Genomic DNA, 12,446 nt, shown 5'->3' with positions numbered 1-12,446 from the left:
AGCGGGTTTAGATGCCGCGTAGTCTCAAGAAGGGGCCCTTCGTCGACGACCACCTCTCCAAGAAGGTGGATGTTCAGAACGAAGCCGGCACCAAGAACGTCATCAAGACCTGGTCCCGCCGCTCCATGATCGTCCCGGCCATGCTCGGCCACACGATCGCGGTGCACGACGGCCGCAAGCACATCCCGGTGTTCGTCACCGAGTCGATGGTTGGCCACAAGCTCGGCGAGTTTGCGCCGACCCGCACCTTCCGCGGCCACGAGAAGGACGACCGCAAGTCGCGGCGTCGTTGATCGGCGGAGTGCGAAGACTATGACTGACACCGAAGGGACAACCATGGAAGCCAGGGCCCAGGCGCGGTACATCCGCGTCACGCCCATGAAGGCCCGCCGCGTGGTGGACCTTATCCGTGGCATGGATGCCACGGAGGCTCAGGCGGTCCTGCGTTTCGCCCCGCAGGCCGCGAGCGTGCCGGTGGGCAAGGTGCTGGACAGCGCCATTGCCAACGCCGCGCACAACTACGACCACACCGACGCCGACAGCCTCTTCATCTCCGAGGCGTACGTCGACGAGGGCCCGACCCTGAAGCGGTTCCGTCCGCGTGCCCAGGGCCGCGCCTACCGGATCCGCAAGCGGACCAGCCACATCACCGTGGTCGTCAGCAGCAAGGAAGGAACCCGGTAATGGGCCAGAAGGTAAACCCGCACGGGTTCCGGCTCGGCATCACCACCGACTTCAAGTCGCGTTGGTACGCCGACAAGCTGTACAAGGACTACGTCAAGGAAGACGTCGCCATTCGTCGCATGATGACGAAGGGCATGGAGCGCGCCGGTATCTCCAAGGTGGAGATCGAGCGCACCCGTGAGCGCGTCCGCGTTGACATCCACACCGCTCGTCCGGGCATCGTCATCGGCCGCCGTGGCGCCGAGGCCGACCGCATCCGCGGCGAACTGGAGAAGCTGACCGGCAAGCAGGTCCAGCTGAACATCCTCGAGGTCAAGAACCCCGAGACCGATGCTCAGCTCGTGGCCCAGGCCGTCGCCGAGCAGCTGTCCTCCCGCGTCTCCTTCCGTCGCGCCATGCGTAAGAGCATGCAGTCGACGATGAAGGCCGGCGCCAAGGGCATCAAGATCCAGTGCGGTGGCCGTCTCGGCGGCGCCGAGATGTCCCGCTCGGAGTTCTACCGCGAGGGCCGTGTGCCCCTGCACACCCTCCGGGCCAACGTCGACTACGGCTTCTTCGAGGCCAAGACCACCTTCGGCCGTATCGGCGTGAAGGTCTGGATCTACAAGGGCGACGTCAAGAACATCGCCGAGGTTCGTGCGGACAACGCTGCCGCCCGTGCGGGTAACCGCCCGGCGCGTGGTGGCGGCAACGACCGCCCGCGCCGCGGTGGCGAGCGTGGCGGCCGCGGCCGCAAGCCGCAGCAGCAGAACGCCGCTGCCGAGGCCCCCAAGGCCGAGGCCGCAGCCGCTGCTCCGGCTGAGAGCACCGGACAGGAGGCCTGACCGACATGCTGATCCCTCGCAGGGTCAAGCACCGCAAGCAGCACCACCCCAAGCGCAACGGCATGGCCAAGGGTGGCACCGAGCTTGCCTTCGGTGAGTACGGCATCCAGGCCGTCACCCCGGCGTACGTGACGAACCGTCAGATCGAGTCGGCTCGTATCGCCATGACCCGTCACATCAAGCGTGGCGGCAAGGTCTGGATCAACATTTACCCGGACCGCCCGCTCACGAAGAAGCCGGCCGAGACCCGCATGGGTTCCGGTAAGGGTTCTCCGGAGTGGTGGGTCGCGAACGTCAAGCCCGGTCGGGTGATGTTCGAGCTGTCCTTCCCGAACGAAAAGGTTGCCAAGGAGGCGCTGACCCGCGCCGCCCACAAGCTTCCGATGAAGTGCCGCATTGTGCGGCGCGAGGCAGGTGAGTCGTGATGGCGGCCGGTATCAAGGCGACCGAGCTGCGCGAGCTGAACAGCGAGGACCTCGTTGCCAAGCTTCGTGAGGCCAAGGAGGAGCTGTTCAACCTCCGCTTCCAGGCGGCGACCGGACAGCTTGAGAACCACGGTCGGCTCAAGTCCGTCCGTAAGGACATCGCCCGGATCTACACCCTGATGCGTGAGCGTGAGCTGGGCATCGAGACGGTGGAGAGCGCCTGATGAGCGAGAAGAATGTGACTGAGACGAACGACCGCGGCTTCCGCAAGACCCGCGAGGGTCTCGTCGTCAGCGACAAGATGGACAAGACCGTCGTCGTCGCCGTCGAGGACCGCGTCAAGCACGCGCTGTACGGCAAGGTCATCCGCCGTACCAACAAGCTCAAGGCGCACGACGAGCAGAACGCCGCGGGTGTCGGCGACCGTGTCCTCCTCATGGAGACCCGGCCGCTGTCCTCCTCGAAGCGCTGGCGCATCGTCGAGATCCTCGAGAAGGCCAAGTAGGCAGTTTCCGTAAGGGAGCTCCACGAAATACCGCCTGAGGGTTCCCCCTCAGGTCAGTTCCGCCAGGCTCGGCGGGGCCCCGCCTCACCGCGGGGCCCCGCCGGGAACCGGCAGACGATCAGGAGATAGACGTGATCCAGCAGGAGTCGCGACTTCGGGTCGCCGACAACACGGGTGCGAAGGAAATTCTCACCATCCGTGTTCTCGGTGGCTCGGGTCGCCGCTACGCGGGCATCGGTGACGTCATCGTCGCCACCGTGAAGGACGCGATCCCCGGTGGCAACGTGAAGAAGGGTGACGTCGTCAAGGCCGTCATCGTTCGCACCGTCAAGGAGCGCCGCCGTCCGGACGGCTCGTACATCCGCTTCGATGAGAACGCGGCCGTCATCCTCAAGAACGATGGCGACCCCCGCGGCACCCGTATCTTCGGCCCCGTGGGCCGTGAGCTGCGCGAGAAGAAGTTCATGAAGATCATCTCGCTCGCGCCGGAGGTGCTGTAACCGATGAAGATCAAGAAGGGCGACCTGGTCCAGGTCATCACCGGTAAGGACAAGGGCAAGCAGGGCAAGGTCATCGTGGCCTTCCCCCGCGAGGACCGTGTCCTGGTCGAGGGTGTCAACCGGGTCAAGAAGCACACCAAGGCCGGCCAGACCGCCCGCGGTTCGCAGACCGGCGGCATTGTCACGACCGAGGCCCCGATCCACGTCAGCAACGTTCAGCTGGTTGTGGAGAAGGACGGCAACAAGGTTGTCACCCGCGTCGGGTTCCGGTTCGACGATGACGGCAACAAGATCCGCGTTGCCAAGCGGACCGGTGAGGACATCTGATGACTGCCACCACCAACGCGCCGCGTCTCAAGCAGCGCTACCGCGAAGAGATCGCCGGGAAGCTGAAGGACGAGTTCTCGTACGAGAACGTCATGCAGATCCCCGGTCTGACCAAGATCGTGGTCAACATGGGTGTGGGCGACGCCGCCCGCGACTCCAAGCTGATCGACGGTGCCATCAAGGACCTCACCACGATCACCGGCCAGAAGCCGGCTGTCACCAAGGCTCGGAAGTCCATCGCGCAGTTCAAGCTGCGTGAGGGTCAGCCGATCGGTGCCCACGTCACCCTCCGCGGTGACCGTATGTGGGAGTTCCTGGACCGCCTGCTGTCGCTCGCGCTGCCGCGCATCCGCGACTTCCGTGGTCTGTCGCCGAAGCAGTTCGACGGCCGGGGCAACTACACCTTCGGTCTCACGGAGCAGGTCATGTTCCACGAGATCGACCAGGACAAGATCGACCGTACCCGGGGTATGGACATCACCGTGGTCACCACGGCGACCAACGACGACGAGGGCCGTGCCCTTCTGCGTCACCTCGGCTTCCCGTTCAAGGAGGCGTGAGCGAGATGGCGAAGAAGGCTCTGATCGCGAAGGCTGCTCGCAAGCCCAAGTTCGCTGTGCGCGCTTACAACCGCTGCCAGCGCTGCGGCCGCCCGCACTCCGTGTACCGCAAGTTCGGCCTCTGCCGCGTGTGCCTTCGTGAGATGGCTCACCGTGGCGAGCTGCCGGGCGTGACCAAGAGCTCCTGGTAATCCCCTAGTTGGGATGACCCGGAAGCTCTCGGTAAGCATCCGGTCGGCAGGCGCCCCGCTCTTCGTCCCGTAAGGTAGAAGGGTTGGGCGCCCCGCCGCCCGAGACCGACCGCGGGCATCTCGCCCGCATAACGTCGCTTACTACGCCGTAGGTCCCCGTGCCGCACCCGTCCCGACACTGATCGGGGAGAGGGATGGCACATATAGGAAACCCCGGCGAGAGAGGCCGAAGGCCAATTCATGACCATGACTGATCCCATCGCAGACATGCTGACCCGTCTGCGGAACGCGAACTCGGCATACCACGACACCGTCGTGATGCCGCACAGCAAGATCAAGTCTCACATCGCGGAGATCCTCCAGCAGGAGGGCTACATCACCGGCTGGAAGGTTGAGGACGCCGAGGTCGGCAAGAACCTCATCCTCGAGCTGAAGTTCGGCCCGAACCGCGAGCGCTCGATCGCCGGCATCAAGCGCATTTCGAAGCCGGGCCTGCGGGTCTACGCAAAGTCCACCAACCTGCCGAAGGTCCTCGGCGGCCTGGGCGTGGCGATCATCTCCACGTCCCACGGTCTCCTGACCGGCCAGCAGGCCAGCAAGAAGGGCGTGGGTGGGGAAGTCCTCGCCTACGTCTGGTAACCAGGGAACGGAGGAAGAGCTCATGTCGCGTATTGGCAAGCTGCCCATCCAGGTTCCCGCTGGTGTGGACGTCACCATCGAGGGCCGCACGGTCAATGTGAAGGGTCCCAAGGGCTCCCTTTCGCACACCGTCGCCGCGCCCATCGAGGTCGCCAAGGGTGAGGACGGCGTCGTCAACGTCTCCCGCCCGAACGACGAGCGTCAGAACAAGGCCCTTCACGGCCTGTCCCGCACGCTGGTGGCGAACATGATCACCGGCGTGACCGCGGGCTACAGCAAGGCGCTCGAAATCAGCGGTGTCGGCTACCGCGTCCAGGCCAAGGGCTCCAACCTGGAGTTCTCCCTGGGCTACAGCCACCCGATCCTCATCGAGGCGCCCGAAGGTATCTCCTTCAAGGTCGAGTCCCCGACCAAGCTCAGCGTCGAGGGCATCGACAAGCAGAAGGTCGGCGAGGTTGCGGCGAACATCCGCAAGCTGCGCAAGCCTGACCCGTACAAGGCCAAGGGCGTCAAGTACGCCGGCGAGGTCATCCGCCGCAAGGTCGGAAAGGCTGGTAAGTAAGCCATGGCATACGGTGTGAAGATCGCGAAGGGCAATGCCCGTAAGGGTGCCGCCCTCAAGCGGCGCCACATCCGCATCCGTAAGCGGATTGCGGGTACCCCGGCGCGTCCGCGTCTGGTCGTGACGCGTTCCAACCGTGGCATCACCGCCCAGGTCATCGACGACATCGCGGGCCACACGCTCGCGTCGGCGTCGCACCTGGACGCGTCGATCCGTGGTGGTGAAGGCAGCAAGGGCGACCAGGCCAAGCAGGTCGGTTCCCTGGTCGCCGAGCGCGCCAAGGCCGCCGGCGTCGAGGCCGTCGTGTTCGACCGCGGTGGCAACCAGTACGCCGGGCGCATTGCCGCTCTGGCGGACGCCGCCCGCGAAGCCGGGCTGAAGTTCTAAGCCCCGGTTCCGGAGCTAGCGGACGTAACAGAGAGAGGTAAATCCAATGGCTGGACCCCAGCGCCGCGGCAGCGGTGCCGGTGGCGGCGAGCGGCGGGACCGGAAGGGTCGCGACGGTGGCGCTGCCGCCGAGAAGACCGCATACGTTGAGCGCGTTGTCGCGATCAACCGTGTCGCCAAGGTTGTCAAGGGTGGTCGTCGTTTCAGCTTCACTGCGCTGGTCGTGGTGGGCGACGGTGACGGCACCGTAGGTGTCGGTTACGGCAAGGCCAAGGAAGTTCCGGCTGCCATCGCCAAGGGCGTGGAAGAGGCCAAGAAGAACTTCTTCAAGGTCCCCCGTATCCAGGGCACCATCCCGCACCCCATCCAGGGCGAGAAGGCTGCGGGCGTCGTCCTGCTCAAGCCGGCTTCCCCTGGTACCGGTGTGATCGCCGGTGGCCCGGTGCGCGCCGTTCTGGAGTGCGCGGGCATCCACGACGTCCTGAGCAAGTCGCTCGGCTCGTCGAACCCGATCAACATCGTGCACGCCACGGTGACCGCGCTTCAGGGCCTTCAGCGCCCCGAGGAGATCGCGGCCCGTCGTGGCCTGCCGCTGGAGGACGTTGCTCCCGCAGCCCTGCTGCGTGCGCGTGCCGGGGTGACCGCGTAATGGCGCACCTCAAGATCACGCAGACTAAGTCCTACATCGGTAGCAAGCAGAACCACCGCGACACCCTTCGTTCGCTGGGCCTCAAGCGGCTCAACGACGTGGTTGTCAAGGAGGATCGTCCCGAGTTCCGCGGCATGGTGCACACCGTCCGCCACCTCGTGACGGTTGAGGAGGTCGACTGACATGGCGGAGCAGAACCCGCTGAAGGTCCACAACCTCCGTCCTGCCCCGGGCGCCAAGACCGCCAAGACCCGTGTGGGTCGTGGTGAGGCGTCCAAGGGTAAGACCGCTGGTCGTGGTACCAAGGGCACCAAGGCCCGTTACCAGGTTCCGGAGCGTTTCGAGGGCGGGCAGATGCCCCTCCACATGCGCCTCCCGAAGCTGAAGGGCTTCAAGAACCCCGCCCACAAGCAGTTCCAGGTCGTGAACCTGGAGAAGCTGGCCGCGCTCTACCCGCAGGGTGGCGAGGTCACGGTGGCCGACCTGGTTGCCAAGGGCGCGGTGCGCAAGAACGAGCTCGTCAAGGTCCTGGGCCAGGGCGAGATCTCCGTGGCGCTGCAGGTGACGGTGGACTCCGTCTCCGGCTCCGCCAAGGAGAAGATTGCCGCTGCCGGCGGCACCGTCACCGAACTCCTCTGAGTTCGTTGGTTCAACTGACCGGGGATGCCCATCGTTTGGGGCATCCCCGGTTGGTCGTTCCACGGGGGTACGGTCGCCGGTAAGGTGGCCTGCCGGTGCAACTTTTTACGGGGGAAGCACCGGACCCCCGCCGCACGGCCCGACCGTGCGGCGTTTCAGGCCGCTTTTATTCGTCGATCCTCAAGACCGTCACCTCTCGCCCGTCCGGCGGGAGGCGCAGGAGGCACCGTGCTCACCGCGTTCGCCCGAGCGTTCAAGACGCCCGACCTGCGCAAAAAGCTGCTGTTCACGTTGGGCATCGTGGTGCTCTACCGGATCGGTGCGCATGTCCCGATCCCCGGGGTGAACTACGCGAATGTCGAGACCTGCATGAAGCAGGCCGGCTCCAACAGCGGATTGTTCGCCCTGGTGAACATGTTCAGCGGTGGTGCGCTGCTGCAGATCACGATCTTCGCGCTGGGGATCATGCCGTACATCACGGCGAGCATCATCCTCCAGCTGCTGACCGTCGTGATTCCTCGGCTGGAGGCCCTCAAGAAAGAGGGCCAGACCGGTCAGGCGAAGATCACCCAGTACACCCGCTATCTGACCATCGCACTGGCGATCCTGCAGGGCACCGGCCTGGTGGCCACGGCCCGCAGCGGCGCGCTCTTCCAGAACTGCCCGGTCGCCAGCGAGATCGTGCCGAGCGACTCGATCTTCACCACCATCACCATGGTCATCACGATGACCGCCGGTACGGCGGTGGTCATGTGGCTCGGTGAGCTGGTCACCGACCGCGGTATCGGCAACGGCATGTCGATCCTGATGTTCATCTCGATCGCCGCCGGTTTCCCGGGCGCGCTGTGGCAGATCAAGCTGACCGGCAAGCTCGCCGACGGCTGGGTCGAGTTCTTCGCGGTGATCGCCGTCGGCCTGGCGATGGTCGCCCTGGTGGTCTTCGTCGAGCAGGCGCAGCGCCGCATTCCGGTGCAGTACGCGAAGCGCATGATCGGGCGCCGTTCTTATGGCGGTACGTCCACGTACATCCCGCTCAAGGTGAATCAGGCGGGTGTGATTCCCGTCATCTTCGCGTCGTCGTTGCTCTACATTCCGGCCCTGATCGCACAGTTCAGCGGCTCGGACGCGGAGTGGGCCCGGTGGATCGCCACCAACTTCACCAAGGGAAACCACCCCGTTTACATCGTTACGTACTTCTTGTTGATCGTGTTCTTCGCCTTCTTCTACGTGGCGATCTCCTTCAACCCCGAAGAAGTTGCCGACAACATGAAGAAGTATGGTGGCTTCATCCCGGGTATCCGGGCTGGTCGCCCGACGGCCGAGTACCTCAGCTACGTGCTCAACCGGATCACGTGGCCGGGCTCGCTGTACCTGGGGCTGATCGCACTCGTACCAACAGTGGCGTTGGTGCTGTTCAACGCGAACCAGAACTTCCCGTTCGGCGGGACGAGCATCCTGATCATCGTGGGTGTGGGTCTGGAGACCGTGAAGCAGATCGAGAGCCAGCTTCAGCAGCGCAACTACGAAGGGTTCCTCCGCTGATGCGAATCGTCCTCGTCGGACCCCCGGGAGCCGGTAAGGGTACGCAGGCCGCGTACCTCGCCCGGAACCTTGAGATCCCGCACATCTCCACGGGCGACCTGTTCCGCGCCAACATCAGCCAGGGCACGCCCCTCGGCGTGCAGGCGAAGTCCTACATGGACGCCGGGAACCTGGTCCCCGACGAGGTCACGATCGGCATGGCCGAGGACCGTCTGGAGCAGGCCGACGCCGCCGGCGGCTTCCTGCTCGACGGATTCCCGCGCAACCTCAAGCAGGCCGAGGCCCTGGACGTCTACCTCAAGGGCAAGGGCATCACGCTGGACGCGGTGCTCGACCTGGAGGTCCCCGAGGACGAGGTCGTCAAGCGGATCGCCGGCCGCCGGATCTGCCGGAAGAACTCCGCGCACGTCTTCCACGCCGAGTACAGCAAGCCGAAGACCGAGGGCGTCTGCGACGTCTGCGGCGGCGAGCTCTACCAGCGCGACGACGACCACGAGGACACGGTGCGCAAGCGCCTGGAGGTCTACCACTCGGAGACCGAGCCGATCATCGACTACTACAAGGCGCAGGAACTCGTCGTGACGATTCCCGCCCTCGGCAAGGTCGAAGAGGTCACCCGGCGGGCGATGTCCGCCCTCGGACGCGGCGAGTAACCTCCGCGTACGCTTCGATACGGCCGCGGTGCCCTGTGCGGGCACCGCGGCCGTATCGTATGGAGGGGCGGGCGCGCCCGCGCGGTGGTCGGCCGTGCGAACGACGCGGTTGTCGGCACAGTCGGTTCAGGAAGGCGTTACCCGCCATGGTGGAGATCAAGACCCCTCAGCAGATCGCGAAGATGCGCGAGGCGGGCCTGGTGGTCGCCGCCATTCACGCCGCGACCCGTGAGGCGGCGGTGCCGGGCGCGACCACCCGCGATCTGGACGAGGTGGCCCGCAAGGTCCTCGCCGAGCACGGCGCGACGTCGAACTTCCTCGGGTACGGCGGTTTCCCCGCGACGATCTGCACGTCGGTGAACGACGTGGTCGTCCACGGCATCCCGGACGGCGAAACGGTCCTCCGCGACGGCGACATCATCTCCATCGACTGCGGCGCGATCATCGACGGCTGGCACGGCGACGCCGCGTACACCGCGTTCGTCGGGTCCGGGCACTCCGCGGAGCTGGTCGAGCTGAGCCGGGTGACCGAGGAGTCCATGTGGGCCGGGGTCGCCGCGGTCGCCAAGGGCAACCGGCTGATCGACATCTCCAAGGCGATCGAGGGCTACATCCGCCGCCAGCCGCGCCCGTCGACCGGGAAGTACGGCATCGTCGAGGAGTACGGCGGCCACGGCATCGGCTCGCAGATGCACATGGACCCGCATCTGCTGAACTACGTCGACCGCAAGCGCGGCCGCGGTCCGAAGCTGGTGCCCGGTTTCTGCATCGCGATCGAGCCGATGGTCAATCTTGGCACGCACAAGACGCACGTCCTCGACGACGAGTGGACGGTCAAGACGAACGACGGCGGCTGGTCCTCGCACTGGGAGCACTCGGTGGCGTTGACCGAGGAGGGGCCGCTGGTGCTGACCGCGGTCGACGGCGGTCGCGCGAAGCTCGCCGAGCTGGGCGTCACGGCGGCGCCGGACCCGGCCGCGGGAGCCTGACGGCGGGTGCCGCGCGGGGCCCGGCGTGAAGGAAGTGCGACGGGTCGCGGGGCGGTGGCATAAGGATCTCCTGGGTTGGGCAATAATCGTGGATTCGTCTTTCCGTGGCCTCTGACGTAGACTGACGCGTCGGCTCTCGTGCATCCGTGTGCCTGCCTTCAAGGTAGGTGACACTTTTGATGTCACGCGGACACTGCGAGAGCCGATCAAGGTAGCCGATTCGAAAGGCGAAGCGTGGCCAAGAAGCAAGGTGCCATCGAGATCGAGGGCACCGTGATCGAGTCTCTGCCGAACGCGATGTTCAAGGTAGAGCTCCAGAACGGTCACAAGGTCCTCGCGCACATCAGCGGCAAGATGCGGATGCACTACATCCGCATCCTCCCGGATGACCGGGTCGTGGTGGAGCTCTCTCCGTACGACCTGACGCGTGGCCGGATCGTCTACCGCTACAAGTAGATCTTGTCGGCGCCCCGCTCCGCCGGGGTGACGGCACTGACCCGGAGAACCTCACACCCATGAAGGTCAAGCCGAGCGTCAAGAAGATCTGCGACAAGTGCAAGGTGATCCGCCGCCACGGCCGGGTCATGGTCATCTGCGACAACCTGCGCCACAAGCAGCGCCAGGGCTGACGCACGACCACCTGCATTTCGCAGTTCGCGCGACGCACGTAATTCGTACATACGCAGACACCCGACCCCCGCGTTCTTCGCGTGGGACGAAACCCCCGGCTCGGAGGCCGGGGCCCGGCTCGTAATTCAGCTGAGTTTTACGGGAACGGTGCTGTGGAAGACCTCCGAATAGCCATCAGGAGCCACATCAATGGCACGCCTCGCAGGCGTTGATCTCCCGCGCGAAAAGCGCGTCGAGGTCGCCCTCACCTACGTCTTCGGCATCGGGCGCACGCTGTCGCAGCAGACCCTCGCCGCCACCGGCGTGGACCCGAACACCCGGGTTCGCGACCTGGCCGAGGAAGACCTGGTCAAGATCCGCGAGTACGTGGACGACAACCTCAAGACCGAGGGTGACCTCCGTCGCGAGATCCAGGCCGACATCCGCCGCAAGGTCGAGATCGGCTGCTACCAGGGTCTGCGTCACCGCCGCGGCCTTCCGGTCCACGGCCAGCGCACCAGCACGAACGCCCGTACCCGCAAGGGCCCGCGTCGCGCGATCGCCGGCAAGAAGAAGCCGGGCAAGAAGTAGTCCTCAGCAGGACGCACTGCGGTCCGGTTTCCCGGACCGCGGAAGTCAGCGGTCTTCGCTGTAGGACCGACCACCTCCATTAGGAGAATTTCATGCCTCCGAAGGGCCGTACGGCCGGCGCCAAGAAGGTGCGCCGCAAGGAGAAGAAGAACGTCGCCCACGGGCACGCTCACATCAAGAGCACGTTCAACAACACGATCGTTTCGATCACCGACCCGACCGGCAACGTGATTTCCTGGGCCTCGGCCGGGCACGTGGGCTTCAAGGGTTCGCGTAAGTCGACTCCGTTCGCCGCGCAGATGGCTGCCGAGTCGGCCGCCCGTCGCGCGCAGGAGCACGGCATGCGCAAGGTCGACGTGTTCGTCAAGGGTCCCGGCTCCGGCCGTGAGACCGCGATCCGCTCGCTCCAGGCCACCGGCCTTGAGGTGGGTTCGATCCAGGACGTCACCCCGACCCCGCACAACGGCTGCCGCCCTCCCAAGCGCCGCCGCGTCTGACCCACTGAAGTAGGAGACAACTAGACAATGGCGCGTTACACCGGGGCCGACTGCAAGCGTTGCCGTCGGGAGAAGCAGAAGCTCTTCCTCAAGGGGAGCAAGTGCGAGAGCGCGAAGTGCCCGATCGAGATCCGTCCTTACCCCCCGGGTGAGCACGGTCGCGGGCGCACCAAGGACAGCGAGTACCTGCTCCAGCTTCGTGAGAAGCAGAAGTGCAGCCGTATCTACGGTGTCCTTGAGAAGCAGTTCGTGAACTACTACAAGGAAGCGAACCAGAAGTCCGGCAAGACCGGTGAGAACCTTCTGCGCATCCTTGAGACCCGCCTCGACAACGTGGTCTACCGGGCAGGCTTCGCCAAGTCCCGCGACCACGCCCGTCAGCTGGTGCGTCACGGACACATCAACGTGAACGGCCGCAAGACCGACATCCCGTCGGCCCGCGTCGCCGTGAACGACATCATCGAGGTCCGCGAGGGCTCCCGGAACCTGACCCCCTTCGAGGTGGCCAAGGCCGAGGCCGGCGAGAAGACCGTTCCGGCGTGGCTGGAATCGATCCCGTCGAACCTCCGGGTCCTCGTGCACAGCCTGCCCGAGCGCCAGGTGATCGACACCCAGGTGCAGGAGCAGCTGATCGTTGAGCTCTACTCCAAGTAAGTAGGGCGACGGGCTCGGG

At 65.5% G+C, this 12,446-nt stretch carries 24 protein-coding genes; all 24 read left to right on the top strand.

Features of this window, described 5'->3' with window-relative positions:
- Nucleotides 1-11 precede the first annotated feature (11 nt).
- On the top strand, nt 12-293 hold the full coding sequence (gene rpsS / locus OG422_RS12985; RefSeq protein ID WP_143940035.1) for a 30S ribosomal protein S19: 282 nt from the start codon (nt 12-14) through the stop codon (nt 291-293).
- A 43-nt stretch (nt 294-336) separates the two neighbouring features.
- Complete coding sequence (rplV, locus tag OG422_RS12980; RefSeq protein WP_003974262.1) at nt 337-684, top strand: 50S ribosomal protein L22; 348 nt, start codon at nt 337-339, stop codon at nt 682-684.
- Entirely contained in the window at nt 684-1,508 is an 825-nt protein-coding gene (rpsC, locus tag OG422_RS12975) for a 30S ribosomal protein S3 (RefSeq protein ID WP_143940036.1), read from the top strand. Before rplV ends, rpsC begins: the two co-directional genes overlap by 1 nt.
- Before the next feature lie 5 nt (nt 1,509-1,513).
- Nucleotides 1,514-1,933, top strand: coding sequence for a 50S ribosomal protein L16 (gene rplP / locus OG422_RS12970; RefSeq protein ID WP_004571829.1), 420 nt, complete (start codon nt 1,514-1,516; stop codon nt 1,931-1,933).
- Nucleotides 1,933-2,157 carry a 50S ribosomal protein L29 gene (gene rpmC / locus OG422_RS12965; protein ID WP_143940037.1) on the top strand — a complete coding sequence of 75 codons (225 nt, stop codon included), beginning with the start codon at nt 1,933-1,935 and terminating at the stop codon, nt 2,155-2,157. The genes rplP and rpmC overlap by 1 nt, the downstream gene beginning before the upstream one ends.
- Nucleotides 2,157-2,438, top strand: a complete 282-nt coding sequence (gene rpsQ, locus OG422_RS12960) for a 30S ribosomal protein S17 (protein WP_143940038.1) — start codon at nt 2,157-2,159, stop codon at nt 2,436-2,438. Before rpmC ends, rpsQ begins: the two co-directional genes overlap by 1 nt.
- A 131-nt stretch (nt 2,439-2,569) precedes the next feature.
- On the top strand, nt 2,570-2,938 hold the full coding sequence (gene rplN / locus OG422_RS12955; RefSeq protein ID WP_003974257.1) for a 50S ribosomal protein L14: 369 nt from the start codon (nt 2,570-2,572) through the stop codon (nt 2,936-2,938).
- A gap of 3 nt (nt 2,939-2,941) precedes the next feature.
- Nucleotides 2,942-3,265: a 50S ribosomal protein L24 gene (gene rplX / locus OG422_RS12950; protein ID WP_143940039.1), complete on the top strand. Its 324-nt coding sequence runs from the start codon at nt 2,942-2,944 to the stop codon at nt 3,263-3,265.
- A complete protein-coding gene (rplE, locus tag OG422_RS12945; protein ID WP_143940040.1) occupies nt 3,265-3,825 on the top strand; it encodes a 50S ribosomal protein L5 in 561 nt (186 codons plus the stop codon). Before rplX ends, rplE begins: the two co-directional genes overlap by 1 nt.
- A gap of 5 nt (nt 3,826-3,830) precedes the next feature.
- Nucleotides 3,831-4,016: a type Z 30S ribosomal protein S14 gene (locus OG422_RS12940; protein ID WP_030890724.1), complete on the top strand. Its 186-nt coding sequence runs from the start codon at nt 3,831-3,833 to the stop codon at nt 4,014-4,016.
- 240 nt (nt 4,017-4,256) lie between these two features.
- Nucleotides 4,257-4,655, top strand: a complete 399-nt coding sequence (rpsH, locus tag OG422_RS12935) for a 30S ribosomal protein S8 (protein WP_004571835.1) — start codon at nt 4,257-4,259, stop codon at nt 4,653-4,655.
- Between the two features lie 22 nt (nt 4,656-4,677).
- Nucleotides 4,678-5,217, top strand: coding sequence for a 50S ribosomal protein L6 (gene rplF, locus OG422_RS12930; RefSeq protein ID WP_143940042.1), 540 nt, complete (start codon nt 4,678-4,680; stop codon nt 5,215-5,217).
- 3 nt (nt 5,218-5,220) lie between these two features.
- A complete protein-coding gene (rplR, locus tag OG422_RS12925; protein ID WP_143940043.1) occupies nt 5,221-5,604 on the top strand; it encodes a 50S ribosomal protein L18 in 384 nt (127 codons plus the stop codon).
- Nucleotides 5,605-5,650: 46 nt separating this feature from the next.
- Complete coding sequence (gene rpsE, locus OG422_RS12920; protein WP_006604888.1) at nt 5,651-6,253, top strand: 30S ribosomal protein S5; 603 nt, start codon at nt 5,651-5,653, stop codon at nt 6,251-6,253.
- Nucleotides 6,253-6,435: a 50S ribosomal protein L30 gene (gene rpmD / locus OG422_RS12915; RefSeq protein WP_006604889.1), complete on the top strand. Its 183-nt coding sequence runs from the start codon at nt 6,253-6,255 to the stop codon at nt 6,433-6,435. The genes rpsE and rpmD overlap by 1 nt, the downstream gene beginning before the upstream one ends.
- 1 nt (nt 6,436) lies before the next feature.
- Entirely contained in the window at nt 6,437-6,892 is a 456-nt protein-coding gene (gene rplO, locus OG422_RS12910) for a 50S ribosomal protein L15 (protein WP_030283439.1), read from the top strand.
- Nucleotides 6,893-7,120: 228 nt separating this feature from the next.
- Nucleotides 7,121-8,434, top strand: coding sequence for a preprotein translocase subunit SecY (secY, locus tag OG422_RS12905; RefSeq protein WP_143940044.1), 1,314 nt, complete (start codon nt 7,121-7,123; stop codon nt 8,432-8,434).
- Entirely contained in the window at nt 8,434-9,087 is a 654-nt protein-coding gene (locus OG422_RS12900) for an adenylate kinase (RefSeq protein WP_405742845.1), read from the top strand. The genes secY and OG422_RS12900 overlap by 1 nt, the downstream gene beginning before the upstream one ends.
- Nucleotides 9,088-9,233: 146 nt before the next feature.
- On the top strand, nt 9,234-10,076 hold the full coding sequence (gene map / locus OG422_RS12895; protein WP_143940046.1) for a type I methionyl aminopeptidase: 843 nt from the start codon (nt 9,234-9,236) through the stop codon (nt 10,074-10,076).
- 234 nt (nt 10,077-10,310) lie between these two features.
- Nucleotides 10,311-10,532 (top strand): translation initiation factor IF-1, encoded by a 222-nt coding sequence (gene infA / locus OG422_RS12890; RefSeq protein ID WP_003956442.1) that lies wholly within the window; start codon nt 10,311-10,313, stop codon nt 10,530-10,532.
- Nucleotides 10,533-10,591: 59 nt separating this feature from the next.
- Complete coding sequence (rpmJ, locus tag OG422_RS12885) at nt 10,592-10,705, top strand: 50S ribosomal protein L36 (protein WP_003956441.1); 114 nt, start codon at nt 10,592-10,594, stop codon at nt 10,703-10,705.
- A gap of 190 nt (nt 10,706-10,895) precedes the next feature.
- On the top strand, nt 10,896-11,276 hold the full coding sequence (gene rpsM / locus OG422_RS12880) for a 30S ribosomal protein S13 (RefSeq protein WP_143940047.1): 381 nt from the start codon (nt 10,896-10,898) through the stop codon (nt 11,274-11,276).
- A 92-nt stretch (nt 11,277-11,368) separates the two neighbouring features.
- Nucleotides 11,369-11,773 carry a 30S ribosomal protein S11 gene (gene rpsK / locus OG422_RS12875; RefSeq protein ID WP_004571845.1) on the top strand — a complete coding sequence of 135 codons (405 nt, stop codon included), beginning with the start codon at nt 11,369-11,371 and terminating at the stop codon, nt 11,771-11,773.
- Nucleotides 11,774-11,800: 27 nt separating this feature from the next.
- On the top strand, nt 11,801-12,427 hold the full coding sequence (rpsD, locus tag OG422_RS12870) for a 30S ribosomal protein S4 (RefSeq protein ID WP_143940048.1): 627 nt from the start codon (nt 11,801-11,803) through the stop codon (nt 12,425-12,427).
- The last annotated feature ends 19 nt before the right edge of the window (nt 12,428-12,446 follow it).

The organism is Streptomyces sp. NBC_01525 (assembly GCF_045040405.1).
Lineage (GTDB): Bacteria > Actinomycetota > Actinomycetes > Streptomycetales > Streptomycetaceae > Streptomyces > Streptomyces benahoarensis.
Note: the sequence above shows the minus strand (reverse complement) of the source record. Positions and strands in the feature narration are given on the sequence as shown.